The organism is Acidovorax sp. KPB24-03, from assembly GCF_057546605.1.
The window spans coordinates 1-25,580 of sequence record NZ_BAAJYR010000022.1 but is presented as its reverse complement, the minus strand read 5'-3'; the positions used below and the strand labels follow the sequence as shown (position 1 = coordinate 25,580).

Annotated in this window: 21 protein-coding genes and 1 tRNA gene; 12 read left to right on the top strand and 10 right to left on the bottom strand. The window is 65.2% G+C overall.

Going from position 1 to position 25,580, the window contains the following annotated elements:
* Window positions 1-17: 17 nt before the first annotated feature.
* The 6 genes from AC27KI_RS05595 (at window position 18) to AC27KI_RS05570 (ending at window position 7,510) form a co-directional block, all read left to right on the top strand.
* Window positions 18-1,805 (top strand): acetolactate synthase 3 catalytic subunit, encoded by a 1,788-nt coding sequence (locus AC27KI_RS05595; protein WP_487112945.1) that lies wholly within the window; start codon window positions 18-20, stop codon window positions 1,803-1,805.
* Window positions 1,806-1,948: 143 nt separating this feature from the next.
* Entirely contained in the window at window positions 1,949-2,440 is a 492-nt protein-coding gene (ilvN, locus tag AC27KI_RS05590; protein WP_092743827.1) for an acetolactate synthase small subunit, read from the top strand.
* Between the two features lie 63 nt (window positions 2,441-2,503).
* Window positions 2,504-3,520, top strand: coding sequence for a ketol-acid reductoisomerase (gene ilvC / locus AC27KI_RS05585; protein WP_284430922.1), 1,017 nt, complete (start codon window positions 2,504-2,506; stop codon window positions 3,518-3,520).
* A gap of 196 nt (window positions 3,521-3,716) precedes the next feature.
* Window positions 3,717-4,550, top strand: coding sequence for a CDP-diacylglycerol--serine O-phosphatidyltransferase (pssA, locus tag AC27KI_RS05580; protein WP_284427766.1), 834 nt, complete (start codon window positions 3,717-3,719; stop codon window positions 4,548-4,550).
* 207 nt (window positions 4,551-4,757) lie between these two features.
* Window positions 4,758-6,296: a 2-isopropylmalate synthase gene (locus AC27KI_RS05575; protein WP_284406930.1), complete on the top strand. Its 1,539-nt coding sequence runs from the start codon at window positions 4,758-4,760 to the stop codon at window positions 6,294-6,296.
* Between the two features lie 173 nt (window positions 6,297-6,469).
* Window positions 6,470-7,510: a serine hydrolase gene (locus tag AC27KI_RS05570; RefSeq protein WP_487112943.1), complete on the top strand. Its 1,041-nt coding sequence runs from the start codon at window positions 6,470-6,472 to the stop codon at window positions 7,508-7,510.
* A gap of 127 nt (window positions 7,511-7,637) precedes the next feature.
* Here AC27KI_RS05570 and AC27KI_RS05565 read toward each other — a convergent pair whose 3' ends face one another.
* The 6 genes from AC27KI_RS05565 to AC27KI_RS05540 all read right to left on the bottom strand — a co-directional run bounded on the left by AC27KI_RS05565 (window position 7,638) and on the right by AC27KI_RS05540 (window position 11,438).
* Complete coding sequence (locus AC27KI_RS05565) at window positions 7,638-8,441, bottom strand: IclR family transcriptional regulator (RefSeq protein ID WP_284430924.1); 804 nt, start codon at window positions 8,439-8,441, stop codon at window positions 7,638-7,640.
* A gap of 67 nt (window positions 8,442-8,508) precedes the next feature.
* On the bottom strand, window positions 8,509-9,246 hold the full coding sequence (locus AC27KI_RS05560) for an arginyltransferase (RefSeq protein ID WP_317358992.1): 738 nt from the start codon (window positions 9,244-9,246) through the stop codon (window positions 8,509-8,511).
* Window positions 9,243-10,001, bottom strand: coding sequence for a leucyl/phenylalanyl-tRNA--protein transferase (gene aat, locus AC27KI_RS05555; RefSeq protein WP_487112953.1), 759 nt, complete (start codon window positions 9,999-10,001; stop codon window positions 9,243-9,245). Before aat ends, AC27KI_RS05560 begins: the two co-directional genes overlap by 4 nt.
* 207 nt (window positions 10,002-10,208) lie before the next feature.
* Window positions 10,209-10,619 (bottom strand): YgiW/YdeI family stress tolerance OB fold protein, encoded by a 411-nt coding sequence (locus AC27KI_RS05550; protein ID WP_487089335.1) that lies wholly within the window; start codon window positions 10,617-10,619, stop codon window positions 10,209-10,211.
* Between the two features lie 223 nt (window positions 10,620-10,842).
* Window positions 10,843-10,918 (bottom strand) — tRNA-Asn (locus AC27KI_RS05545).
* Between the two features lie 91 nt (window positions 10,919-11,009).
* The gene (locus tag AC27KI_RS05540; RefSeq protein ID WP_487089308.1) at window positions 11,010-11,438 is read right to left on the bottom strand and encodes a YbaN family protein; all 429 of its coding nucleotides are present in this window, start codon (window positions 11,436-11,438) and stop codon (window positions 11,010-11,012) included.
* An 88-nt stretch (window positions 11,439-11,526) separates the two neighbouring features.
* On the opposite strand from AC27KI_RS05540, the gene def reads away from it, so the two are divergent.
* On the top strand, window positions 11,527-12,066 hold the full coding sequence (gene def / locus AC27KI_RS05535; protein ID WP_487089307.1) for a peptide deformylase: 540 nt from the start codon (window positions 11,527-11,529) through the stop codon (window positions 12,064-12,066).
* A gap of 118 nt (window positions 12,067-12,184) precedes the next feature.
* Here def and AC27KI_RS05530 read toward each other — a convergent pair whose 3' ends face one another.
* Together AC27KI_RS05530 and map are read right to left on the bottom strand one after the other, a co-directional pair.
* Window positions 12,185-14,779 carry a [protein-PII] uridylyltransferase gene (locus AC27KI_RS05530; protein ID WP_487089306.1) on the bottom strand — a complete coding sequence of 865 codons (2,595 nt, stop codon included), beginning with the start codon at window positions 14,777-14,779 and terminating at the stop codon, window positions 12,185-12,187.
* 116 nt (window positions 14,780-14,895) lie between these two features.
* Complete coding sequence (map, locus tag AC27KI_RS05525; protein ID WP_272569475.1) at window positions 14,896-15,711, bottom strand: type I methionyl aminopeptidase; 816 nt, start codon at window positions 15,709-15,711, stop codon at window positions 14,896-14,898.
* Window positions 15,712-15,932: 221 nt separating this feature from the next.
* Here map and purL point away from each other — a divergent pair, with 221 nt between their 5' ends.
* Complete coding sequence (gene purL, locus AC27KI_RS05520) at window positions 15,933-19,931, top strand: phosphoribosylformylglycinamidine synthase (protein ID WP_487112941.1); 3,999 nt, start codon at window positions 15,933-15,935, stop codon at window positions 19,929-19,931.
* Between the two features lie 70 nt (window positions 19,932-20,001).
* On the opposite strand, the gene AC27KI_RS05515 is transcribed toward purL, so the two are convergent.
* The gene (locus AC27KI_RS05515; RefSeq protein WP_487112939.1) at window positions 20,002-20,718 is read right to left on the bottom strand and encodes a class I SAM-dependent methyltransferase; all 717 of its coding nucleotides are present in this window, start codon (window positions 20,716-20,718) and stop codon (window positions 20,002-20,004) included.
* Between the two features lie 236 nt (window positions 20,719-20,954).
* Between AC27KI_RS05515 and AC27KI_RS05510 the strand changes: the two genes are divergently transcribed.
* Together AC27KI_RS05510 and AC27KI_RS05505 are read left to right on the top strand one after the other, a co-directional pair.
* Complete coding sequence (locus AC27KI_RS05510; RefSeq protein WP_284430933.1) at window positions 20,955-21,947, top strand: DUF808 domain-containing protein; 993 nt, start codon at window positions 20,955-20,957, stop codon at window positions 21,945-21,947.
* A gap of 144 nt (window positions 21,948-22,091) precedes the next feature.
* Entirely contained in the window at window positions 22,092-22,688 is a 597-nt protein-coding gene (locus AC27KI_RS05505) for an OmpW/AlkL family protein (RefSeq protein ID WP_284412446.1), read from the top strand.
* Between the two features lie 66 nt (window positions 22,689-22,754).
* On the opposite strand, the gene AC27KI_RS05500 is transcribed toward AC27KI_RS05505, so the two are convergent.
* Entirely contained in the window at window positions 22,755-23,783 is a 1,029-nt protein-coding gene (locus tag AC27KI_RS05500; RefSeq protein WP_317359011.1) for a metal-dependent hydrolase, read from the bottom strand.
* Window positions 23,784-24,106: 323 nt separating this feature from the next.
* Between AC27KI_RS05500 and egtD the strand changes: the two genes are divergently transcribed.
* Window positions 24,107-25,024, top strand: a complete 918-nt coding sequence (egtD, locus tag AC27KI_RS05495; protein ID WP_487112936.1) for an L-histidine N(alpha)-methyltransferase — start codon at window positions 24,107-24,109, stop codon at window positions 25,022-25,024.
* The coding region (locus AC27KI_RS05490) for a DinB family protein (RefSeq protein WP_487112934.1) at window positions 25,021-25,580 on the top strand (560 nt) is incomplete at its 3' end. The genes egtD and AC27KI_RS05490, both read left to right, overlap by 4 nt.

Sequence of the window (25,580 nt, the reverse complement as noted above, 5' to 3'; positions counted from 1 at the left end):
ATTCGCAAAGGTTGATCATGGAAATCTCCAAGGCCGAAATCACTTCGGCGGCCGCTGCCACGCAGGGCGTTTCGCATTCCCCGTCCCAGGACCTCATGGGGTCCGAAATCCTCATCAAGTCTTTGCAGGCCGAAGGCGTGCAATTCATTTGGGGCTATCCGGGTGGCGCGGTTCTCTACATCTACGACGCGCTCTACAAGCAAGAGACCATTCAGCATGTGCTCGTGCGCCACGAGCAGGCTGCAGTGCATGCTGCCGACGGCTACGCCCGTGCCACTGGTGAAGTGGGGGTCGCCCTCGTCACTTCCGGCCCCGGATTGACCAATGCCGTGACCGGAATCGCCACGGCCTACATGGATTCCATTCCCATGGTCATCATCTCCGGACAGGTGCCGACGGCCGCGATCGGGCTGGACGCCTTCCAGGAGTGCGATACCGTGGGCATCACGCGTCCCATCGTGAAGCACAATTTTCTCGTCAAGGATGCCCGCGATCTGGCCATGACGATGAAAAAGGCCTTCCACATCGCCCGCACCGGCCGTCCCGGACCGGTGGTGGTCGATATCCCGAAAGACGTCTCCTTCAAGAAGGTGGCCTACCACGGGTATCCGCAGAGCGTCGAAATGCGCTCCTACAACCCTGTTCGCAAAGGCCATGGCGGCCAGATCCGCAAGGCGCTGCAGTTGCTGCTGACCGCCAAGCGGCCTTACATCTACACGGGTGGCGGCGTTTTGCTGGGCAATGCCACGCAAGAATTGCGCACGTTGGTGGACATGCTGGGTTATCCGGTGACCAATACCCTGATGGGATTGGGCGCCTACCCGGCGAGCGATCGCAAGTTCCTCGGCATGCTGGGCATGCATGGCACGATCGAAGCCAACAACGCCATGCAGAACTGTGACGTGCTCCTGGCGGTCGGTGCACGATTCGATGACCGCGTCATCGGCAACGTGAAGCACTTTGCACAGAACGATCGCAAGATCATTCATATCGATATCGACCCTTCGAGCATCTCCAAACGCGTCAAGGTCGATATTCCCATCGTTGGCGACGTCAAGGATGTACTGACGGAGCTGATCACCATGGTGAGCGAATCCAGCACTCGGGCCGATGCCGGTGCCTTGGCCGCCTGGTGGGACACGATCGAAGGCTGGCGCAAGCGCGAATGCCTCAAATACGATCGCAGCAACAACGAAGTCATCAAGCCGCAATACGTGGTCGAAACCCTCTGGAACATGACCAAGGATGCCGACACCTATGTGACCTCCGATGTGGGGCAGCATCAGATGTGGGCGGCTCAGTACTATCGATTCGATGAGCCGCGCCGCTGGATCAACTCCGGTGGACTTGGCACGATGGGTGTGGGTATTCCTTATGCCATGGGCATCAAGCTGGCGAAGCCGGACGCCGAAGTGTTCTGCATCACGGGCGAAGGCTCGGTGCAGATGAACATTCAGGAGTTGTCCACCTGCCTGCAATACAACACTCCCATCAAGATCTGTGCGTTGAACAACCGTTACCTTGGCATGGTGCGGCAGTGGCAGGAAATTGAATATTCTGGCCGCTATAGTCACAGCTACATGGACGCGTTACCCAACTTCGTGAAGCTGGCGGAGGCGTATGGCCACGTGGGTCTTCTGATCGAGCGGCCGCAAGACGTCGAGCCCGCGCTGCGCGAGGCGCGCAAGCTCAAGGACCGCACGGTTTTCATGGACTTCCGCACTGATCCGACGGAGAACGTGTTCCCAATGGTTCAGTCTGGCAAGGGCATTACCGAAATGCTTTTGGGATCGGAAGATCTTTAAGCCTAATCGCTCTTCAGCGCTTTGCCATAAAGCGTTTCCAGCTATTCTTTGAGTAGCAATATCTCCAACGACGAATCTATTGCCTGCCGAGCTTGGCGCTTACCAGCGCCAGGGGAGGGCAGCGAAAAGAGGAATCTGCACCCATGAAGCACATCATTGCCGTCCTGCTGGAAAACGAACCCGGCGCGCTGTCCCGCGTCGTCGGCCTGTTTTCCGCACGGGGCTACAACATCGAATCGCTGACCGTGGCTCCCACGGAAGACGCGTCGCTTTCGCGCATGACGATACAGACCACGGGGTCCGATGACGTGATCGAGCAAATCACCAAGCATCTGAACCGCCTCATCGAAGTCGTGAAGGTGGTCGACCTGACCGAGGGCGCGTACACCGAGCGGGAGCTCATGATGGTGAAGGTGCGTGCTGTCGGCAAAGAGCGCGAAGAGATGAAACGTATGGCGGACATCTTTCGCGGCCGAATTATCGACGTCACAGAGAAGAGCTACACCGTCGAGTTGACGGGAGATCAGTCCAAGAACGATGCGTTTTTGCAGGCCATCGACCGCACCGCCATCCTGGAAACCGTTCGAACCGGCGCCAGCGGCATCGGCCGCGGTGAACGCATTCTGCGTGTTTGATCCACTCCGCTTATTTCCTCACCTTTTTTCAATACCCCCTCATCGATTCAACCTGGAGCCAACATGAAAGTTTTCTACGATAAAGACTGTGACCTGAGCCTGATCAAAGGCAAGACCGTGGCCATCATCGGCTATGGCTCGCAAGGGCACGCCCATGCGCAAAACCTGAACGACAGCGGCGTGAAGGTCGTGGTTGGCCTGCGCAAGGGCGGGGCCTCGTGGGACAAGGTCGGCAAGGCTGGCCTCAATGTGCTGGAAGTGAACGAAGCGGTGAAGGCTGCCGACGTCGTCATGATTCTGCTGCCCGACGAGCAGATCGCCGAGGTCTACACGAACAATGTGGCCCCCCACATCAAGCAGGGCGCATCGCTGGCCTTCGCACACGGGTTCAACGTGCATTACAACCAGGTCGTGCCCCGCGCTGACCTGGACGTCTGGATGGTGGCCCCGAAGGCTCCCGGTCATACCGTGCGCAACACCTACACCCAAGGCGGTGGCGTGCCCCATCTGGTGGCAGTGCACCAGGACAAGTCCGGCAAGGCCCGCGACCTGGCCCTGTCGTACGCCATGGCCAATGGTGGCGGCAAGGCCGGCATCATCGAGACCAACTTCAAGGAAGAGACCGAGACCGACCTGTTCGGCGAACAGGCTGTGCTGTGCGGTGGCGCGGTCGAGCTGATCAAGATGGGTTATGAAACTCTGGTCGAAGCCGGCTACGCTCCTGAAATGGCTTATTTCGAGTGCCTGCATGAGCTCAAGCTCATCGTGGACCTGATCTACGAAGGCGGCATTGCCAACATGAACTACTCGATCTCGAACAACGCCGAGTTCGGCGAGTACGTGACCGGCCCGGAAGTGATCAATGCTCAGTCGCGCGAAGCCATGCGCAACGCCCTGAAGCGCATCCAGAACGGCGATTACGCCAAGATGTTCATTCAGGAAGGCCGCCTGAACTATCCATCGATGACGGCTCGCCGCCGCAACACGGCCGACCACAGCATCGAAGTGGTGGGCAACAAGCTGCGCGCGATGATGCCCTGGATCGCCAAGAACAAGCTGGTGGACCAGACCCGCAACTGATCGCCCCCGCGTGCCTGCGGTCTCGGCCGTGGGTAACAAGATTGCAGGGAGGCCACTTCGGTGGCCTTTTTCTTTGGATTCTCATAGTGTGTGCAGGCACTACACTCCGCTGTCCGCCGATCACTGGGATCCGGCAGAGGTACTCTAATTTTGATAGCTGCTTGCGCTGACCGTGTGGGCGCTGGAGGTTCTTTTGATGCACGAGGGCAATGATTTCGCCAATGACACGCCCCTGGTGGTGCGCAAGCGGCGAAAAGGCATCTACATACTGCCCAATCTGTTCACGTTGGCGGCGCTTTTCGGGGGGTTCTATGCCATCGTGATGGCCATGAATGGCCGCTTCGATCTTGCTGCCGTCGGTGTGTTCTGTGCCATGGTGCTCGATAGCCTGGACGGGCGTGTGGCCCGGATGACCAATACGCAGAGTGCCTTTGGCGAGCAGATGGACTCGCTCTCCGACATGGTGTCTTTCGGAGCCGCACCAGCGCTCATTGCCTATGAGTGGGCGCTGAAGGGGCTGGGACGCTGGGGATGGATCGCCGCTTTCGTCTATTGCGCCTGTGCGGCCCTGCGATTGGCCCGTTTCAATGTGAACACCGGCGTGGTGGACAAGCGGTACTTTCAAGGCTTGCCATCGCCTGCCGCCGCCGCATTGGTGGCAGGCTTCATCTGGTTGTTGACGGAACTCGGTGTGCGCCGCGGCGAGACGGGCTGGATGAGCTGGTCACAGGTGAGCTGGACCATGTTCGGCTTCACGCTGTATGCGGGCCTCACGATGGTGACCAATGTCCCGTTTTACAGTTTCAAAGACATTCAGATGAAGAAGAGTGTGCCGTTCGCCGTCATCGTTTTGATCGCGCTGGGTATCGCCATCATCAACATCCACCCACCCACCGTGCTGTTCAGCGTGTTCGTGCTGTATGGTCTGAGCGGATACTTCGTCTATGCGTGGCGCAAGGCGAAAGGGCAGCACAGCAGCGTGATCAGCATGTCCACTGACGAGCCGGACGAACGGGGCCTGCACAAGTGATTGCGCCGCTGCGTCAGGCTGGTGTGCTACATTGCGCCGCATGAAAACGCTGGCACTGCCGCTGCTATCGCTATTCGCTTTCGGGCGAAGACGCTAGCGCACAGGCGCTCTTCTTGCAAAAAGGCCCGTATGCATCCGCAGCGGGCCTTTTTGCTTTGCGTGCCAGAATTTCAACGTTGCGGCCCCCACCATCTCTGGAGAAACACAATGGCAGACAAGCTGATTATTTTCGACACCACGTTGCGCGACGGCGAGCAGTCGCCTGGCGCATCCATGACCAAGGACGAGAAGCTGCGCATTGCGCGCCAACTCGAGCGTCTCAAGGTCGATGTGATCGAAGCGGGGTTTGCTGCCAGCTCCAACGGGGATTTCGAGGCGGTACAGTCCATCGCGCAAGCCATCAAGGACTCGACTATCTGCTCCCTGTCCCGCGCGAACGATCGTGATATTTCGCGCGCAGCGGAAGCGCTGAAAGGGGCCAATAGCGCCCGCATCCATACGTTCATTGCGACGAGTCCGCTGCACATGGAAAAGAAGCTGCGCATGACCCCAGAGCAGGTGCTGGAGCAGGCCAAGCAGTCGGTCCGATTCGCCCGCAACCTGATTGGCGACATCGAGTTCAGCCCGGAGGACGGGTACCGCAGCGAGATGGATTTCCTGTGCCGCGTCCTGGAAGCCGTGATTGCGGAAGGAGCCACCACGATCAACGTGCCCGATACCGTCGGCTATGCGGTTCCCGAACTGTATGGCAACTTCATCAAGACTTTGCGGGAGCGGATTCCCAACAGCGACAAGGCCATCTGGTCGGTGCATTGCCACAACGATCTGGGCATGGCGGTGGCCAACTCTCTGGCGGGCGTGAAGATCGGCGGTGCCCGCCAGGTCGAGTGCACGATCAACGGGCTGGGCGAGCGGGCAGGCAACTGCTCGCTGGAAGAGATCGTGATGGCCGTCAAGACACGCAAGGACTACTTCGGACTGGAGCTGGGCATCGAGGCCCAGCACATCGTGGCGGCCAGCCGCATGGTCAGCCAGACGACGGGGTTCGTCGTGCAGCCCAACAAGGCCGTGGTGGGCGCCAATGCTTTTGCGCATGCCAGCGGGATCCATCAGGATGGCGTGCTGAAGGCCCGTGACACCTACGAAATCATGCGGGCCGAGGATGTGGGCTGGTCTGCCAACAAGATCGTGCTGGGCAAGTTGAGTGGCCGCAATGCCTTCAAGCAGCGTTTGCTTGAATTGGGTGTGCAGCTTGACAGCGAAACGGACGTCAACAGCGCTTTCGCAAAGTTCAAGGAGTTGGCGGACCGCAAAAGCGAGATCTTCGACGAAGACATCTTGGCGCTGGTCAGTGGTGAGAGTGCTGCTAACGAGCAGGAGCAGTATGGCTTCGTGTCGTTGTCGCAGCACAGCGAAACGGGCGAGCGCCCGCAAGCCACCATTGTCTTCACCGTGGGCGGCAAGGAGGTGCGGGGCCAGTCGGATGGCAATGGGCCTGTGGATGCTTCACTCAAGGCCATCGAGTCGCACGTCAAAAGTGGGGCCGAAATGGTGCTCTATTCGGTCAATGCCATCAGCGGTTCGACGGAGAGCCAGGGGGAAGTGACGGTGCGGCTGCAGAACAGCGGCAGGGTGGTGAACGGGGTGGGCGCAGACCCCGACATCGTGGTCGCGTCAGCCAAAGCCTATATCAGTGCGTTGAACAAATTACAAAGTAAAGCCGATCGAGTCGCCGCACAAGGCTGATCATCGAATTTATAATTCATTCACTTTATTGAAAGGTCGCGCAAGGTATTGATCTTGCGCGACTTTTTTCGATTCTGTACACTGACAAACACTTTTTACCGCTTGGAGCATTCTGATGCACGTACGCCCTCGCGCTTCTTCTCGTTTTTTTTCGCACCGTCGCATTCCTTGCGATGAGCATTGCGCTCACGGCCACCTCGGTGCACGCGGCAGAGCGAAAGAAGGTGCAGGTCAAGAAGCAGGCTGCATCTTCGACTGCCAAACAGCGTCCTGTGGCACGCTCTGCCACGGTGGTTTCCCGCAAGGCGGTGACCCGTGTCAAGGCCACCACCCGCGCATCTGCGCGCAGCGTGAAGGTCGCCACTCGCATGGTGGCCGTCCCTGAAAAGTTGTCCTTCGGACAAGTCGCCGGCCTGCACTCCCTCACCGATCCCCTGGATTTGAAGTCCAGCGTGGCCTTGGTCATCGACCAGGAGACCAACGAAGTCCTGCTGAGCAAGAACGACCATGCCGTTCTGCCCATTGCATCGCTGACCAAATTGATGACCGGGCTGCTCGTATCGCAAGCCCACTTGCCGATGGATGAGCCCATCACCATCACGCAAGACGATGTGGATACCGAGAAGTTCAGCAGTTCTCGTTTGGCCGTGGGCACGACCCTCACGCGGGGCGAGATGATGCATCTGGCCCTCATGTCCAGCGAAAACCGTGCGGCACATGCCTTGGGCCGCACCTTCCCTGGCGGACTGGAGGCTTTTGTCGCGCAGATGAACGCGAAGGCGAAGCTGCTGGGCATGACGGATACCCGCTATGTGGAGCCCACGGGCCTGTCCAGCCATAACCAGTCCAGTGCCCGCGATCTGGCCACCTTGGTCAATATTGCCCATGGCGATCCCATGCTGCGCGAACTCACTACGTCTCCCAGCTATGAAGTGGCCGTGGGGCGCCGCACGCTGCAGTACAACAACACCAATCGGCTCGTGAAAAGCCCGGCTTGGGACATCGGCCTTCAGAAGACGGGCTACATCTCCGAAGCAGGCCGTTGCCTGGTGATGCAGGCTCAGATATCGGGCCGCAAGCTGATCATGGTTTTCCTGGATTCTGCAGGCAAGTTCAGCCGCCTGGGCGATGCTGAGCGCGTGCGCAACTGGGTGGAAAAACTGCCTTCCATTGGTGGTGCGCCCACCCTTCACGCCATCGGCACGAAGCCCTAACGCAACTCGGTCCCCGCCTGTTCTGAATGGCAGGGCTTGAGATCAGGAGAGGCGAAAGACCAAAGGCGATCCGACCCCTTTGAACCACGCGCATTGTTTGCCATGCGCGTTTTTTTCTTGGGGCATGCTAGGGGGCAGTTGTTTTGTCGCGCCGGCTGGTGGAATAACCCAGGGCCTGGGAGATTTCGCTGGCAGTCGCCTGGAGCTTTGGCAGCCAGTTCTCATCCAGGCGATCCGCAGGGGCGGAGATCGAAAGGCCTGCGACCAGATGGGCCTGGTCGTCGTACACGCCCGCTGCCATGCAGCGCACGCCAAGTTCGAGTTCCTCGTTGTCTCGCGCAATACCGTATTGGCGGGCTTTGCCCAATTCGCGCTCCAGCACCGGCAGCTGCGTGATGCTGTTGCGGGTGTGTCCTGACAGGCCAGTGCGCATCGCATAGGCTCTGACCCGCTGAGGATCGTCTGCGGCCAGAAACAGTTTGCCCGTCGACGTCAGATGCAGCGGCGCTCGGCCGCCGATGGCACGGACCACCTGCATGCCGGAGCGTTCGCTGTAGGCTCGCTCGACATACACGATCTCATCGCCCTGGCGCATGCTCAGATTGACGGGCTGCTGGATCAGCTTGTGCAGGTTGCGCATCGGGGTCAGCGCCGCATCGCGCACGCTCAGGCGCGCTTTCACTAGGTTGCCCAATTCCAGCAAACGCATGCCGAGGCGGTAGCTGCCTGATTCCGGGCGGTCCACAAAACGGCCGATGGTCAGGTCGTTCAGGATGCGGTGGGCCGTGGAAGGGTGCAAACCGGTCTTCTCGCTGATTTCCTTGAGGGAAATCGCTTCCTCGCGCGAGGTGAGCACGTCGATGAGTGCAAACATGCGCTCCAGCACCTGGACGCTGGGTTTGGCGGGCGCGCCGGCATCGTCTTTTTTCATGGTGATGTGTGTTGACGAGAAGCGCGCATTTTATCTTGTGAAATGCAGGGCGGCCGTCTTCACCATCTCATGGCGCGAGTCTCCATTCGCCGTTGGTCCGCAATTCATGGGGCAGGAAGCGTGCCTTGTAGTTCATCTTCGGGCTCTCTTCGATCCAGTAGCCCAGGTAGACATAGGGCAGATCCAGAGTGCGCGCCTGCTCGATCTGCCACAGCACGTTGTAGGTGCCGTAGCTGCAGCTGGGGTCGGGTTCGTAGAACGTGTAGACGGCAGACAAGCCGTCGTCCAACACGTCCAGAATCGAGACCATCCGCAATGCACCGGGTGTGCCGTCCAGGTCGGGTTCACGGAACTCCACGAGCCGGGAGTTGACCCGGCTCTGCAGCAGGAACTGGGTGTACTGGTCGATGCTGTCGTGGTCCATGCCGCCGCCGCAGTGGCGCAGGTTCTGGTAGCGCAGATAAAGCTGGTAGTGCTCGGGCACGTAGCCCAGGCGCAGGACGCGTGCCTGCAGGTTTCCGTGCTTCGCCCATGCGCGGCGCTGGCTGCGATCGGGCTTGAACGATTTGGACAGCACGCGCAGCGGCGTACAAGCTTGGCAGCCATCGCAGTAGGGGCGGTAGGTGAACATGCCGCTGCGGCGAAACCCCCGCGACACCAAATCCGAATACACATCGTTCTGGATCAGGTGGCTGGGGGTGGCAACCTGCGAGCGTGCCTGCCGTGCAGGCAGGTAGCTGCATGGGTAAGGGGCCGTGGCATAGAACTGCAAGGTGTGCAGCGGCAGATCGTTGAGTTGCGTCATCCCGGATTCCCATTAGGGGGCATCAGCGCAGTCCAGTATACGGGCTCGAATTTCCAGGAAACCGGTGCTTCCCGGGAGGCCTTTGCCACGTGGTCGAGGAACCGGGCGCGGTCTATTTCATGGGCGCCGAAAGACGCCAGATGGGCTGTGTTCTGCTGGCAGTCGATGAGCGCCACGCCGTGGTGCCGGCACAAGCACACGAAAGCTGCGAGCGCGACCTTCGATGCATCGGTGGCGTGGGCGAACATCGATTCGCCAAAAACGGCTTTGCCCAGCGCGATGAAGTACAGCCCGCCGACGAGCCGGCCGTCGACCCACGCCTCCACGCTGTGCGCAAAGCCGGCGGTGTGGAATGCACGATAGGCGTCCACCATCTGCGGCACGATCCAGGTGCCGTTCTGGCCCGACCTTGGCGTGCCGGCACAGGCCTTGATGACCGCGCCGAAGTCATGGTCCACGCGGATTTCGCACTGGGGCGAGACGCGGAATTTCTGCAAGGTGCGGCGCAGTGAACGGTGCAGATGAAATTCCGCCACGGGCAGCACCATGCGGGGATCGGGGCTCCACCAGAGCACGGGTTGACCGGGGCTGAACCACGGAAAAATGCCTTGCTGGTAAGCACTTTTCAATTGGGCGACGCTGAGATTTCCACCAGCGGCCAGCAGTCCCGGGGCCGCGGATTCGCTGCCCCAGCTGAGCGCCACGCTGGGAAATTCGTCGCCGGGTTGCAGCCAAGGCAAATGATCGTCAGCCATGCACAGGGAAAAATGGAAGAAGCAATGCATTGTCGCCGAGTGCGCAGGGCTGCGGGGCGGGGAGGCCACCTTCGGATCGGTTGTGCGGAGACTGCTTGGATGGAGTCGATCCGAGCCTGCCTTCAGCAGGCGATGGCAAAAAGGCCATCCCCGCGGATGGCCTTTCACTGGGGCGAGTGGCGGCGCTCGGGCCGCAGCCTCATCCGATCAGGGAATCAGGTGAACCTGCTCCACCTCGAACTCCATTTTGCGGATGCCCTTGTCGACCTCTCCCACCAGTTCCACCCGCTGCTGGGCACTGATGGGTTGGCCTGCCGGAAAGCGTTTGTCCGAAATCTCGACGGGCATGCGGCCGCTGTCGTCTGCGAAGGTGTAGTTTTTGCCACCGTCATGGGACACGATGCGGCCTTGCAGGCGGACGTGCTGGTCGTCCGTGGCGGTGTCGAGCAGTTGCTTGACCGTCATCGTGGGCACCGAGGTGGGCCCGGTGTAGCCACTGCCGGCTGCGGGTGCTGCAGCATGTTCGCCCGTGGTGGGGCCGGTGTACTGCGCCATGGCCGGTGCGGCGGCGCCCAGCAGGCCGAGGGTGAGAACGAACGCGGTGGTGGTTTTCTGCATGGATTCACTCCTTTGGGATGATTGAATGGCCTGCGGGTTGGGTGACCCGCAGCAAGGAACCACAAAGGATGCCGAAGCGGCAGAGGGCAGGGTGTAGGCGATGGCCGGACGGCCGGTTCGGTCGATGTCGGCAATGCCTGGTCAAAAAATCACGGGACCGGCAAACAAAAAAGCCCGCTATCGATGAAATAGCGGGCTTTTTCACAGCTTGGAAGGCTGTCGATGGCTCCTCGACCTGGGCTCGAACCAGGGACCTACGGATTAACAGTCCGGCGCTCTACCGACTGAGCTATCGAGGAACAAGACTTAGATTATATACACAAAAAGTGAGCAAATTCGAAGAACTGCGGTTGCCTGATGGATCGGGTTGCAAGTTGCCTCACATGGCCCTCAACGGGCCGGCTCTGGCCGTTGCCACAGCCAGGCGAGCACGCATGCCATGCACAGCGAAGCGCTGATGGCCACCCAGCGGGGTGCGTGGCTGAAGATGAGCACGGCCGCCGCGAGCGCCATGAGGATGCTGGCGCTCCACTTGGCGCGGCGGCTCACCTGGCCGCCGTTGGCCCAGTCGCGCAGCATGGGGCCGAAAAGCGGGTGGCGCCACAGCCACGCATGCAGCCGGGGCGAACTGCGGGCCGCCGCCCAGCCGGCCATGAGGATGAACACCGTGGTCGGCAGGCCGGGCACGAAGATGCCGATGATGCCGGTCACCAGGCTCAGCACCGCAAAGCACAGCAGCAGCCAGCGCACCGGCAGGGGCAGCGGAGCAGGGCGGGGCGGTGGCGGTGGCAAAGGCGCTGGCGGGGGCGGGGGCGGCATGCCTGGATTGTGCCTGCGGCATGGGGTTGGTCGGCGCGCTATGCTGCGGGCACTTCGACGCTGACCGTCGGCCCTTCTTTTCATTCCCATGACCGTTCAACACATTCTCAAGATGGGCGATCCGCGCCTGCTGCGCGTGGCCCAGCCCGTGACCGAGTTCGACACCGACGCGCTGCACCTGCTGGTGCGCGACATGCTGGACACCATGGAGGCCGTCAATGGCGCCGGCCTGGCCGCGCCGCAGATCGGCGTGGATCTGCAATTGGTGATCTTCGGCTCGGACCGCAAGAACCCCCGCTACCCCGACCGGCCCCTGGTGCCGCGCACCGTGTTGCTCAACCCGCAGATCATCCCGCTGGGCGACGAGGAGGAAGAGGACTGGGAAGGGTGCCTGTCCGTTCCCGGCCTGCGCGGCAAGGTGCCGCGCTGGTCCCGCATCCGCTACCAGGGCCTGGACCCGTATGGCGACCCGATCGATCGCACGGCGGAGGGGTTCCATGCGCGCGTGGTGCAGCACGAATGCGACCACCTGATCGGCAAGCTCTACCCGATGCGGGTGCGCGACTTCACCCAGTTCGGCTACACCGAGGTGCTGTTTCCCGAGCTCGCCGACGCGGAAGACGACTGACGGACCAGGCAAGCGTTGCCTCGGAAAATATGAATGGAATTGGCCGCCAGCGCAAACAATACTAGGGCGTTATGCTATCAAATAAGTAGCATCGGATGGGGCGTATCCCAGTGGCCCTTCACTCGGACAACGCGTTCAGCAGTTCGGTCTCGATCTGGATCTGCCGTGCGTTGCTCTGCAGTTCCGGGCCGTGCACGAGGAAGGTGTCTTCCACGCGCTCGCCCAGGGTGCTGACCTTGGCCAGCTGCACGCTCAGGTGGTGGCGCGAAAGGATGCGCGCCACCAGGTAGAGCAGGCCCGCCCGGTCGCTGGCGGAGATGTTGATGAGCCAGCGCTGGGCTTTCTCGTCGGGGCGCAGCGTGACGCGCGGGGCCACGGGAAAGCTCTTCACGCGGCGGGAGACGCGCTTGCGTGCCGGCTCGGGCAGGCCCGCGGTTTCGTCCTCGATCGCGCGGGCGAGATCGCTCTCCACCATGTGCGTGAGTTCGCGGTAGTGCCCGGCCTGCTCCGAGGCCACGACCTGGAACGTGTCGAGCGCGCAGCCATCGTGGGCGGTGTGCACCCGCGCATCGAGGATGCTGAAGCCCGCCCGGTCGAAATAGCCGCAGATGCGGGCGAAGAGGTCGGGCTGGTCGGGCGCATAAACCGCCACCTGCAGACCTTCGCCCGCCAGCGACTGCCGCGCGCGGACCACGGTGCGGCCGGTACCCACGTAGCGCGAGAGGTGGCGCGTGTGCCAGGCGATGTCGGCGGCTTCGTGCCGCATGAAATAGCCCACGTCCAGCGTGTCCCACAGCTTCTTGTGCGCCTCGAACGGCTGGGCCTGCAGCGCCAGCATGACCATGGCTTCGCGCTTGCGGGCCTCGATTTCGGCGGCGGCATTGGGGGCGTGGCCGCCCAGGGCGCGCAGCGTGGCGCGGTACAGGTCTTCCAGCAGCTTGCCCTTCCACGCGTTCCAGACCTTGGGGCTGGTGCCGCGGATGTCCGCCACGGTGAGCAGGTACAGCGCGGTGAGGCGGCGCTCGCTGCCCACGCGCTGGGCGAAAGCGCCGATCACGTCCGGATCGGACAGGTCCTGCTTTTGCGCGACCTGGCTCATGGCCAGGTGCTCGCGGACCAGGAACTCGACCAGCGCCGCGTCTTCCTCGTCCACGCCGTGCTGGCGGCAGAAGTGGCGCACTTCCTCTGCGCCGATCTTGGAGTGGTCGCCGCCGCGGCCCTTGCCGATGTCGTGGAACAGCGCCGCCAGGTACAGCAGCCACGGCTTGTCCCAGCCGCCGGCCAGTTGCGAGCAGAACGGGTATTCGTGCGCATGCTCGGCCATGAAGAAGCGGCGCACGTTGCGCAGCACCATCAGGATGTGCTGGTCCACGGTGTAGACGTGGAACAGGTCGTGCTGCATCTGGCCCACGATGCGGCGAAACGGCCAGAGGTAGCGGCCCAGCACCGAGGTCTGGTTCATGAGCCGCATCGCATGCGTGATGCCCGAGGGCTGCCGCAGGATCTTCATGAAGGTCGCGCGGTTGACCGGGTCGCGGCGGAAGGCGCTGTCCATCGCCCCGCGGGCGTTGTAGAGCGCGCGCAGCGTGCGCACCGACAGGTCCTTCAGCCCCAGCGTGGTTTCGTAGAGCAGGAAGGTTTCCAGGATGGCGTGGGGTTGCTTCTCGTACAGGTCATCGCTCGCCACCTCGACGAGGCCGGCCTTTTCGAAGAAGCGGTCGTTGATGCGGTGCAGTTCGTGCGTGGAGGGGCTGAGCCGCTCCTCGATGTTCAGCAGCAGGATCTGGCTGAGCTGCGACACGGCCTTGGCCGCCCAGTAATAGCGGCGCATGAGGGTTTCGCTTGCGCGCATGGCCAGGCGCTTGCCGTCGGGCGAGTGGGAGCGGTAGCCGAACGATTCGGCCACGGCGGTCTGCAGGTCGAACACCAGCCGGTCCTCGTGGCGGCCGGCCACGGCGTGCAGCCGCGCGCGGATGAGAAACAGCACGGCCTCGTTGCGCTCGATCTGGGCCACCTCGAACGGCGTGGCCATGCCGTTGGCGGCCAGTTCGCGCCAGTCGCGTCCCAGGCCGGCCGCGCGGGCGACCCACAGCACCGTCTGCAGGTCGCGCAGGCCGCCGGGCGACTCCTTGCAGTTGGGCTCCAGCGAGTAGGGCGTGTTCTCGTACTTGGTGTGGCGCTGGCGCATCTCCAGCGTCTTGGCGATGAGGAAGTCCTGCGCGTCCATCTGCGCGTCGTAGCGCTGCTGGAACGCGGCGAACAGCGGCGAGCTGCCGCAGACGCGGCGGGCTTCGAGCAGCGAGGTCTGCACGGTCACGTCGGCCGCGGATTCGGTCAGGCACTCGGCCACCGTGCGCACGCTGGAGCCGATCTCCAGGCCCGCGTCCCAGCAGCTGCCGATGAACGATTCGATGCACGTGGACAAGGCGCAGCCGGCCCCGGGCGTGGCGCCATCCGGTAGCAGGACGAGCACGTCCACGTCGGAATGGGGAAAGAGCTGCGCCCGGCCGTAGCCACCCACGGCCACCAGCGCCAGGTCGTCCGGCATGCCGGCGCGCTGCCACAGCTGGCGCAGCAGGCGGTCCGCCAGGGTGGAGAGCTTGTGCAGCAGGGTGCGAACGCCGCGCGTGGAGGCGCCCGTGGATTGCAGCGACGCGAGCAGGGTGGCCTTGTCTTGGCGGTAGGCGTCGCGCAGGGTTTGCAGGTCGGTCATGGACGGCGGCGGGGTGGCGGGTGCGGATGGGGCGACTGGGTTGGCAGGTTAGCACCAGGCAAAGCAAGAACCGTGCGCCCGGCCGCCGCGCGGCCGGCCCGCGCGCCGTGTTCCGGTCAGGTCTTCGTGGCGGTCACGAAGGCTGGCAGCGGCGGCGATCCGGCCGACAGGGTGAGGACTTCGTAGCCGGTCTCGGTCACCAGCACGGTGTGCTCCCACTGCGCCGACAGGCTGCGGTCCTTGGTCACGATGGTCCAGCCGTCGTTGCCGAACTCCTTCACCTCGCGGCGGCCGGCGTTCAGCATGGGCTCGATGGTGAAGGTCATGCCGGGCAGCAGCTCATCCAGCGTGCCGGGGTAGCCGTAGTGCAGCACCTGGGGCTCTTCGTGGAATTTCTGGCCGATGCCGTGGCCGCAGAACTCGCGCACCACCGACAGGCCGTGGCCCTCGGCGTACTTCTGGATGGCGTGGCCAATGTCCCCCAGGCGGGCGCCGGGCTTGACGCGCTGGATGCCGATCCACATGGCGTCGAAGGTGAGGCTGCACAGGCGCTTGGCGGCGATGGAGACGTCGCCGATCAGGTACATGCGGCTGTTGTCGCCGTACCAGCCGTCCTTGGTGATGACGGTGACGTCCACGTTCATGATGTCGCCCTTCTTCAGGGGCTTGTCGTTCGGGATGCCGTGGCAGACCACGTTGTTGATCGACGTGCACAGCGACTTGGGGTAGGGCGGATAGCCCGGCGGCTGGTAGCCGATGGTGGCGGAGATGGTGCCCTGCTGCGCCATGCATTCGGCCGCGAGGCGGTCGATTTCGTTCGTGGTGATGCCAGGCTGGATGTGGGGCGCGATGTAGTCCAGCACTTCCGAAGCCAGTCGGCATGCCTCTCGCATGCCGGCGATGCCTTCGGCGTCTTTGATGGTGATGCTCATGGGGCCAATTATCCCATCGGCGCTTGGCCGATGCGGGCCACGCGGGCGAAGGCCTCGTCGGCGATGCGATCCGCCCCCGGTAAAATGCCGGGCTCAGCATTCTCCGCACCCTGCCCAGCCGGCCCCAGTCAGCGGCCGGCGGTCCAGGGTGGGGCCGCACCTTTTCCATCACCCAACAGGCCGCCGAAGTGATCTCGCCGACATCGTCCACGAAGCCCTCCTTGCACCTCAGCACGTTCGAAGGCGGCAACGCCCTCAGCGCCTTCCGCATGCGCCAGCTGCTGCCCGCGCTGCAGGCCATCCACGACCGCATCACGGGCATCGCCGCCCGCTTCGTGCACCTGGTGGCCACCGACGCGGTGCCCACCCCGGCCGAAACCGATCGCTTCGCCGCGCTGCTGACCTATGGGGACCCCTACGGCGGCCCGGCCGATGGCCCGGCCATCGTCGTCACGCCGCGCCTGGGCACGGTCTCGCCCTGGGCGTCGAAGGCGACCGATATCGCGCACAACTGCGGCCTGGCGCTGCGCCGCGTGGAGCGCATCACCGAATACCGCCTCTCGCTCAAATCCGGCCTGCTGGGCGGCACGCCCACGCTGACCGACGCGCAGCGCGGGCAGATCGCCGCGCTGCTGCACGACCGCATGACCGAGTCGGTGGTGTGGGACCGCTCGGGCGCCGAGGCCCTGTTCACCGAGCTGCCGGCCGCGCCGATGGAGTTCGTCGATGTGCTGGGCGGCGGGCGCGCGGCGGTTGAGGCGGCCAACGCCCAGTGGGGCCTGGCCCTGGCCGACGACGAGATCGACTACCTGGTCAATGCCTTCCAGGGCCTGGCGCGCAACCCCACCGACGTGGAGCTGATGATGTTCGCGCAGGCCAACAGCGAACACTGCCGCCACAAGATCTTCAACGCGCAGTTCACCATCGACGGCGAGAAGCAGGACAAGAGCCTGTTCGCCATGATCCGCAACACCCACCAGCTGGCGCCCCAGCACACGGTGGTGGCGTATTCGGACAATGCCTCGGTCATGGAAGGCACGCGCGTCGAGCGGTTTTTGGCCAAAATGCCCGCCAGTGCAAATTCCACTAGGGCAGTGTGCTATGAAAAGAGTAGCGTCACGAACCACATCCTGATGAAGGTGGAAACGCACAACCACCCCACGGCCATCTCGCCGTTCCCCGGCGCTTCCACCGGCGCGGGCGGTGAGATCCGCGACGAGGGCGCCACGGGCCGCGGCTCCAAGCCCAAGGCGGGCATGACTGGCTTCACGGTGTCCAAGCTCTGGGGCGGCGAGTTCGGCAAGCCCGAGCACATCGCCAGCCCGTTGCAGATCATGGTGGAAGGCCCCCTGGGCGGCGCGGCGTTCAACAACGAGTTCGGCCGGCCCAACCTGCTGGGCTATTTCCGCGAGTACGAGCAGTCGGTGGGCGGCGTGGACCGGGGCTACCACAAGCCCATCATGATCGCCGGCGGCCTGGGCACCATCGATGCGGGCCTCACGCAGAAGATCGAATTCCCGGCCGGCTCGCTCCTGATCCAGCTGGGCGGCCCGGGCATGCGCATCGGCATGGGCGGCAGCGCGGCCAGTTCCATGGCCACGGGCGCGAACGCGGCGGAACTCGATTTCGACTCCGTGCAGCGCGGCAACCCCGAGATCGAGCGCCGCGCGCAGGAGGTCATCAACCACTGCTGGGCGCAGGGTGCGGCCAACCCCATCCTGGCGATCCACGACGTGGGCGCGGGCGGGCTGTCCAATGCCTTCCCCGAGCTGACCAACGACGCCGGCCGGGGTGCGCACTTCGACCTGCGCGCGGTGCAGCTCGAGGAGTCGGGCCTGGCCCCGAAAGAGATCTGGTCCAACGAAAGCCAGGAGCGCTACGTGCTGGCGATCGCGCCGCAATCGCTGGAGCAGTTCCGCGCCTTCTGCGAGCGCGAGCGCTGCCCGTTCGCCGTGATCGGCACGGCCACCGAGCACCGCCAGCTGGTGCTGGAGGACACGGCCGCAACCGGCGATCAGAAGCTGCCGGTGGACATGCCCATGGAGGTGCTGCTGGGCAAGCCGCCCAAGATGCACCGCGACGTGAAGACCGTGCAGCACGAATTCGCGCCCATCGATCTCACGGGCGTGGCGCTGCAAAAGGCGGTGATCGACGTGCTGGCTCACCCCACGGTGGCGAGCAAGCGCTTTCTCATCACCATCGGCGACCGCACGGTGGGCGGCTTGTCGCACCGCGACCAGATGGTGGGCCCCTGGCAGGTGCCGGTGGCCGACTGCGCCGTCACGCTGGCCGACTTCCAGGGCTTTGCCGGCGAGGCCATGAGCATGGGCGAGCGCACGCCGCTGGCCGCTATCGACGCGCCCGCCTCGGGCCGCATGGCCGTGGCCGAGGCCATCACCAATCTGCTGGCCGCGCCCATCGAGCTGCCGCGCGTGAAGCTCTCGGCCAACTGGATGGCCGCCTGCGGCGAGCCCGGCGAGGATGCAGCGCTCTACGCCACCGTGAAGGCCGTGGGCATGGAGCTGTGCCCGGCGCTGGGCATTTCGATCCCGGTGGGCAAGGATTCGCTGTCCATGCGCACCCAGTGGAAGGATGAAAGCGGTGCGAAGAAGGTCACCTCCCCCGTGAGCCTGATCGTCAGCGCCTTCGCCACGCTGGCCGACGTGCGCGGCACGCTCACGCCGCAGCTGGACGCGGCGCAGGACGACACCACGCTGGTGCTGATCGACCTGGGCCATGGCAAGGCCCGCATGGGCGGCAGCATCCTGGGCCAGGTGCTGGGCCAGAGCGGCGACGTGGCGCCCGACCTGGACGATGCGCAGGACCTGGTGCGCCTGGTCGATGCCGTGAACGCGCTGCGCGCCAAGGGCCAGATCCTGGCCTACCACGACCGCAGCGACGGCGGCCTGCTGGCCGCGGTGGCCGAGATGGCCTTCGCCGGCCATGTGGGCGTGGCGCTGAACGTCGATCTGCTCGTGACCGAGGGCGACGGCATCAGCGACAGCCGCATGGAGACGGGCGACGCCAAGAACTGGGCCTCGCAGGTGAGCGCGCGCCGCGAGGAGCTGACGCTCAAGGCGCTGTTCAACGAAGAGCTGGGCGTGGTGCTGCAGGTGCGCACCGCCGAGCGCAACGAGGTCATGCAGACCCTGCGCGAGCACGGCCTGTCCCGGTCCAGCCACTTCATCGGCAAGACGCGGCCTGCCTCGTCCACCATGGACGCCGGCAAGGGCGAGCTGCAGGTGTGGCGCGATGCCAAGAACGTGTTCAGCGCCACCCTGTCCGACCTGCACCAGGTGTGGGACGCGGTGAGCTGGAAGATCACGCAGCAGCGCGACAACCCGGCCACGGCCGATGCCGAGCATGCCGCCGCAGGCGTGCCCAATGATCCGGGCCTGCACGTGGCGCTCACGTTCGATCCGGCCGAGGACGTGGCCGCGCCGTTCCTGAACCTCGCGCGGCCGAAGGTCGCCATCCTGCGCGAGCAGGGGGTCAACTCGCACATCGAGATGGCCTATGCCTTCACCGAAGCGGGCTTCGAGGCCTACGACGTGCACATGACCGATCTGCAGGCGGGCCGCGCGCAGCTGTCGGACTTTGCCGGCGTGGTCGCCTGCGGCGGCTTCAGCTACGGCGACACGCTGGGCGCGGGCATCGGCTGGGCGCGTTCGATCACGTTCAACCCGGTGCTGTCGGAGCAGTTCCAGGGCTTCTTCGGCCGCAAGGACACCTTCGGCCTGGGTGTGTGCAACGGCTGCCAGATGTTCGCCGAGCTGGCCGACATCATTCCCGGCGCCGAGGCCTGGCCCCGCTTCACCACCAACCAGAGCGAGCGCTTCGAGGCGCGGCTGTCGCTGGTGGAGGTGCTGGAATCGCCCAGCCTGTTCTTCGCCGACATGGCGGGCAGCCGCCTGCCGATCGCCGTGGCGCACGGCGAGGGCTACGCCAACTTCAAGTACCGCGGCGACCCGGCCCAGGCCATCGCCGCCATGCGGTATGTGGACCACCACGGCGCGGCCACCGAGCAGTACCCGTTCAACCCCAACGGCAGCGCGGGCGGCCTCACGGCGGTGACCACGGCCGATGGGCGCTTCACGGCCATGATGCCGCACGCCGAACGCGTGTTCCGCAACGTGCAGATGAGCTGGACCAGCGGCGACCGCAGCGCGCTGAGCCCGTGGATGCGCATCTGGCGCAACGCGCGCCGCTGGGTGGGCTGAGGAAGGCCGAAGAGCCGGAAGCGCGCCCGGCGCGCTCCGGCGGCCTGTGTGCTCGTGCCGTCTTCGGCGTTCAGGTGCGGCAGTACACCAGCAGCCGGCCCTTGTAGGCGGGCGCATCGTCCAGCGCGGCACGGTCCAGCCGTTCTTCGCGCAGGCCGAAGCCCTGCGCGGCCATCTGCTTGCTGAAGGCGGCGCGGTTGCCCCGGTCCGGGTCCACGATCCAGACCTGGGCCGCGGGGCCCGCGTGCAGGCCGATGAAATGCGCGAGGCTGGCGCGGGCATCGCGTTCGTACAGCAGGTCGCTGCCCATGATGAGGTCGAACAGCCCGTGCACCGGGCCGCCGTGCGCCTGCGCGAGCGGGCTCTCGTCCTGCTGCGGCGGGCCCAGCGCTTCGCCGCTGCCCCATTGGCCCTGTCGGTACTTCATGGTGCCCATGCCGTTCAGGCGCAGGTTCTCGCGCAGGAACGTGCCGGCCAGTGGGTGGCAGTCGCTCGCGGTCACGTCGGCGCCTTGCCGGTGGCACACCAGGCTGGCCAGCGCCAGGCCGCAGCCCAGCTCCAGGATGCGCTCGCCCGCCTGCACGGGCCGCGCCGCCATGCGCGCGGCCAGTTGCGCGCCCGAGGGCCACAGCAGGCCGAAGAGGGGCCAGGCGGCGGAGGAGATGCCCAGGGTTTCGGCGTCGCCGAGGGGGTCGGAGAACTGCTGGCGGTCCAGCAGGGAGCGGATGACGAGGTCGTCGACGCCGGCGATGGCGATGTTTTCTTGCTTGGTCAGGTAGCCTGGCATGCGGCGGGAGCGAGAGCCCGCGTGCAGGACCCCGATATCGGTGGGAAGGCCGCCAGTATGCGCCTTGCACCGACACGGACCCATCGCAGGGCGTTGCTATAGTGGGCGCCGCCTGGGCGATGGGCGCCAGGCTTTTCGGCCGGCATGCCCGGCCCGCGCGCCGTTCCCGTGGCCTTGCAGCCTTTCGCCGCCGTGCCCGTGGACCCGCTCCCTCCCTCGATTTTTTAAGGATTCCCATGGCCGGTGCCAGCCTTTTGACGCTGCTCGACGATATCGCCACCGTTCTGGACGACGTGGCCCTGATGACCAAGGTCGCTGCCAAGAAGAGTGCCGCCATGGCCGATGACGTGTCCGTCATGACCAAGGTGGCGGCGCAGAAAACCGCCGGCGTGCTGGGCGACGATCTGGCGCTCAATGCCCAGCAGGTCACGGGCGTGCGCGCCGATCGCGAGATTCCCGTGGTCTGGGCGGTGGCCAAGGGCTCGCTCGTCAACAAGGCCATCCTGGTGCCGGCCGCGCTGCTGATCAGCGCCTTCATTCCCTGGGCTGTGACGCCGCTGCTCATGGTGGGCGGCGCGTTCCTGTGCTTCGAGGGTGCGGAGAAGCTGGCGCACCGGTTCCTGCCCCACGGCGATGCCCCCAAGGAAGAGGCGGGCCGCGAGGCGCATGCCCTGGCCAACGCCAACCCGGCGGTGGACATCGCCGCCTTCGAGAAGGACAAGGTCAAGGGCGCGGTGCGCACCGACTTCATCCTGTCCGCCGAGATCATCGCCATCACGCTGGGCACGGTCGCCAGCGCCCCGTTCGGGCAGCAGGTGGCCGTGCTGGCCGGCATCGCGCTCATCATGACGGTGGGCGTGTACGGCCTGGTGGCCGGCATCGTCAAGCTGGACGACCTGGGCCTGTGGCTCACCCGCAAGACGGGTCGCGCCGCGCAGGCGCTGGGCCGCGGCATCGTGGCCGCCGCGCCCTGGCTCATGAAGGTGCTCTCGGTCGCCGGCACGGCCGCCATGTTCCTCGTGGGCGGCGGCATTCTGGTGCATGGCGTGCCCGTCGTCCACCACGCGGTCGAGGGCCTGGCCGCATCGGCGGCCCAGTGGCCGGCGGGCGGCCTGTGGCGCGTGCTGGTGCCCAACCTGCTCAATGCGGTGGTGGGCATCGTGGCCGGTGCCGCCGTGCTGGCGGTGGTCACGCTGGTGCAGCGCATGCGGGGCAAGGGCGCGCACTGAGAGCGGGGAGGAGGGCGCTTTGCGGCCCTCGTGGCGCTGCGGCACAACCTGCCGGCGGTTTGATCCATGGCAAGGCCGTCCAGGCCGTTTGCCGGCCCAATGCATGCACGGGGGTCGTCCCCGTTCAACGCATCGAGTTTCCGTATGAAAAAAAACCTGCTGGCCCTGGCCGTGCTGTGCGCATTGACCTCCGGCGCCGCCTTCGCGCAAACGGCGGAAGGCCCCTGGCTCGTTCGTGCGCGTGCCGTGAACCTGGATTCCTCCAACAAGGACAGCACCGGCCTGGGCCTGTCGATCAACGACAAGACGCTGCCTGAAGTCGACATCTCCTATTTCTTCAACCGCAACATTGCCGCCGAGCTGGTGCTGACCGTGCCCCAGAAGCAGCGGCTGTCCTCCAGCGCCCTGAACGCGCAGATCGGCACGCTCAAGCATCTGCCGCCTTCGCTGATGCTGCAGTACCACTTCGACACCGCGGGCTTTCGTCCCTACGTGGGCGCTGGCGTGAACTACACGCGGTTTTCCAGCGTGCGCCTGCCCGCCGGCGTGAGCATCGACAAGAGCAGCTGGGGCGGCGCCCTGCAGGTCGGCGTGGACATTCCCCTCACCAAGAACCTGGTGCTGAACTTCGACGTGAAGAAGGTCTACATCCAGACCGACGTGTTCGCAGCCGGTGCCAAGCTGGGCACCTTCAAGATCGATCCCGTGCTGGCCGGCGTGGGCCTGGGCTGGCGGTTCTGACCGCGGGCCGCGGGTGCGGCCACTGACAGACTGGTGGGGAAAGCCGGCGCGTGGCGCCGGCTTTTTTCATGGGGCCGTGCCAGCACCGAACGGCCCCGAGCCGCCCGCATGCCCCCACATGCGCCGCCACAGCGCGGCGAGGGCCGTGCCGATGTCCGGGCGCTGTCCGCGCAGCGCCACCTCGGGCTGGCCGGCATCCAGCTGCGCGGGTGTGCCGAGATCGAACTGGAAGCTGTAGTCAGGCTCCTGCCCCATGCGCAGATCGGTCACGAACACGCGGCCGTCCCGCGAACGCATGCGATAAAAGCCGTGGCTGAAGCGCGCCACCCGCTGCACGTCCGGCACGGTCCCGTAGCGCTGGATCAGCGGGGCCCCGCGCTCGTGCACCGTCCATTGCATGGGCCTGTTGCCGTCGGCCAGGGCATAGAAGCCTTCGGCATATTGGGTGGGCGTGACCGCCACCACGCGCCACAGCAGGGTGTTGAACGGGGTGGGTGTCACCAGCACCGTCTGCACCGGCAGGCCCTGCGTGCGCAGCGAGGCGATCGCCACGCCGGTGACGTGCTGCTGCACGCCCACGCTCCACGCCAGGTAGAGCGTGCTGAGCGCCAGGCCCCAGCGGTTCCAGCGGGCCCCGACCGGCGGGCCGCTCGCCAGCGCGGCGACCACGCCGACGATCAGCGGCACGGTGTACAGCGGGTCGATGATGAAGATGCTGCCCACCCCGTACGGGTGGCTGGTGAACGGCTTCCAAAGCTGGGTGCCGTACACCGTCATGCCATCCAGCAGCGGGTGGGTGACGAGCGCGAGCCACATCGCCAGCCACCACCTTCGCCAGCCGGCCTGCTCGCCATGCAGGCGCGCCACCAGCGCGCCCAGGGGCAGCGAAAACAGGCTGAGGTACAGCAGGGCATGGCTTTCCGCCCGGTGCTCGACCATGTTGGCAATGGCATTGCCGTGGTCGATGAAGGCGTCCAGGTCGGGCAGCGTGCCCGCCACCGCACCCCACAGCGCGGCTTTCCAGGGGGCGGTGCGCCGGCCCATCACGGCGAGCGAAACGGCGGAACCAAGGGCGATCTGGGTCAGGGAATCCATGGCAGCGAAGCAGGCCGTGGTAGCCGGCCGGTGGTGTCGATCGGCGGAGTGTGGCGCAGCCGCGCGGGCGCGCCATGGGGCCCGAGAAAAAACCGTGCGGTGGCGGGGATGATGGCCATGCGTGTCCTGGAAAGCGCAGCCGATGTGCCGCCGGATGGCGCTGATGGATTTGCGGACGTGTCCTACATCCGGGTGGCGGGGCGTCTGTAATGCTCTGTTACATGGCCGTCTCAGGTTGCCGGAGAGCGATTGGAGGCGGCCATGCGTTGCAGCCGCGCCGCCCCCGGTGCGCCGCGATCCGACAGACCCAGCCCCCGAGCGACATGCAGAACACACCGCACCACGACATCCTCCAGGGGTTGGCCCGCCGTCCCGCGTGCATTTCCCCCAAGTATTTCTACGACCAGCGGGGCTCCCAGCTGTTCGAGGAAATCACCCGATTGCCCGAGTACTACCCCACCCGCACCGAGCAAGCGCTCATGCGGACGCACGGCGACGACATCGCCCGCGCCGTGGGGCAGGGCGGCACCGTCATCGAACTGGGCGCGGGCAACTGCGAGAAGGCGCGCATGCTGTGCCGCCTGCTGCAGCCCGAGCGGTTCGTGGGCGTGGACATCTCGGCGGACTTCCTGCGCGAGGGCGTGGCCCGCCTGTGCAGCGACCTGCCCGCACTGCAGGCCCATGCGGTGGCGGGCGATCTGACCCGCCCCATCCAGCTGCCCCCGGACATTCCCCGTGCACGCCGCGTGGTGTTCTACCCTGGCTCGTCGATCGGCAATTTCGACCCACCCCAGGCGCTGGAGCTGCTGTCACGCATGCGCTCGCTGGTCGATGCCGATGGCGCGCTGCTGATCGGCATCGACCTGCCCAAGGATGTGGACGTGCTGCAGGCGGCCTACGACGATGCCGCTGGCGTCACGGCCGCGTTCAACCGCAATGTGCTGGCCCATGTGAACCGGCTCATCGGCAGCGATTTCACGCCCGAGGCGTGGGAGCACCGGGCGTTCTTCAACGGGGAGCAGTCGCGCATCGAAATGCACCTGGAGGCCCGCGAAGGTGTGCAGGTGCGCTGGCCTGGTGGAGGCCGCGACTTTGCCGCGGGCGAGCGCATTCACACCGAGAACAGCTACAAATACAGCCTCACGGCCTTTCAGGCGCTGCTGGCGCGCGCGGGCTTTTCGCGCGCTCAGGCCTGGACGGACGAGCGGGGCTGGTTCGCCGTCGTGCATGCCCAGCCATGAACTTCGCCACCCGCATTCCCCACCCCGTCGCACCCTGCACGCTGAGCGTGCGCTACGCCGAGGTGCGCCGCGCCTCCATGGCCCTGGCGCTGCCGCTGTCCGACGAGGATTGCTGCGCGCAATCCATGCCCGACGCCAGCCCGGTGAAATGGCACCTGGCGCACACCACCTGGTTCTTCGAGACCTTCATCCTGGAGCCGAACGAGCCCGGCTTCGCGCCGTTCCACCCCGCCTTCCGGGTGATCTTCAATTCCTACTACAACGGCGTGGGCGACAAGCACCCGCGGCCGCAGCGCGGACTGCTCACCCGGCCCGCACTGCCGCAGGTGCTGGCCTACCGGGCCGACGTGGACAGCCGCATGTCGCGCCTGATGGCCGAGCGGCCGGACGATGCCGCGCTGGCGGCCCTGGTCGAACTGGGCCTGCAGCACGAGCAGCAGCACCAGGAACTGATCCTCACCGACGTCAAGCACCTGCTGTCGTGCAGCCCGCTGTGGCCGGCCTACCGCCTGCCGGGGCACGCGCAGGCGCAGCCGCAGCAGCAGCAGCAGCAGCA

What these genes read in the sequence shown, in the direction of transcription:
- aat (WP_487112953.1), bottom strand. Translation starts at nt 10,001, where the DNA reads ATGGCTGACGATCATTTGCCTTGGCTGCAACCCGGCGACGAATTTCCC.
- AC27KI_RS05510 (WP_284430933.1), top strand. Translation starts at nt 20,955, where the DNA reads ATGGCCGGTGCCAGCCTTTTGACGCTGCTCGACGATATCGCCACCGTT.
- pssA (WP_284427766.1), top strand. Translation starts at nt 3,717, where the DNA reads ATGCACGAGGGCAATGATTTCGCCAATGACACGCCCCTGGTGGTGCGC.
- AC27KI_RS05595 (WP_487112945.1), top strand. Translation starts at nt 18, where the DNA reads ATGGAAATCTCCAAGGCCGAAATCACTTCGGCGGCCGCTGCCACGCAG.
- egtD (WP_487112936.1), top strand. Translation starts at nt 24,107, where the DNA reads ATGCAGAACACACCGCACCACGACATCCTCCAGGGGTTGGCCCGCCGT.
- ilvC (WP_284430922.1), top strand. Translation starts at nt 2,504, where the DNA reads ATGAAAGTTTTCTACGATAAAGACTGTGACCTGAGCCTGATCAAAGGC.
- AC27KI_RS05530 (WP_487089306.1), bottom strand. Translation starts at nt 14,779, where the DNA reads ATGACCGACCTGCAAACCCTGCGCGACGCCTACCGCCAAGACAAGGCC.
- def (WP_487089307.1), top strand. Translation starts at nt 11,527, where the DNA reads ATGACCGTTCAACACATTCTCAAGATGGGCGATCCGCGCCTGCTGCGC.
- ilvN (WP_092743827.1), top strand. Translation starts at nt 1,949, where the DNA reads ATGAAGCACATCATTGCCGTCCTGCTGGAAAACGAACCCGGCGCGCTG.
- AC27KI_RS05500 (WP_317359011.1), bottom strand. Translation starts at nt 23,783, where the DNA reads ATGGATTCCCTGACCCAGATCGCCCTTGGTTCCGCCGTTTCGCTCGCC.
- AC27KI_RS05550 (WP_487089335.1), bottom strand. Translation starts at nt 10,619, where the DNA reads ATGCAGAAAACCACCACCGCGTTCGTTCTCACCCTCGGCCTGCTGGGC.
- AC27KI_RS05565 (WP_284430924.1), bottom strand. Translation starts at nt 8,441, where the DNA reads ATGAAAAAAGACGATGCCGGCGCGCCCGCCAAACCCAGCGTCCAGGTG.
- AC27KI_RS05575 (WP_284406930.1), top strand. Translation starts at nt 4,758, where the DNA reads ATGGCAGACAAGCTGATTATTTTCGACACCACGTTGCGCGACGGCGAG.
- AC27KI_RS05570 (WP_487112943.1), top strand. Translation starts at nt 6,470, where the DNA reads ATGAGCATTGCGCTCACGGCCACCTCGGTGCACGCGGCAGAGCGAAAG.
- AC27KI_RS05505 (WP_284412446.1), top strand. Translation starts at nt 22,092, where the DNA reads ATGAAAAAAAACCTGCTGGCCCTGGCCGTGCTGTGCGCATTGACCTCC.
- AC27KI_RS05540 (WP_487089308.1), bottom strand. Translation starts at nt 11,438, where the DNA reads ATGCCGCCCCCGCCCCCGCCAGCGCCTTTGCCACCGCCACCGCCCCGC.
- map (WP_272569475.1), bottom strand. Translation starts at nt 15,711, where the DNA reads ATGAGCATCACCATCAAAGACGCCGAAGGCATCGCCGGCATGCGAGAG.
- AC27KI_RS05560 (WP_317358992.1), bottom strand. Translation starts at nt 9,246, where the DNA reads ATGACGCAACTCAACGATCTGCCGCTGCACACCTTGCAGTTCTATGCC.
- AC27KI_RS05515 (WP_487112939.1), bottom strand. Translation starts at nt 20,718, where the DNA reads ATGCCAGGCTACCTGACCAAGCAAGAAAACATCGCCATCGCCGGCGTC.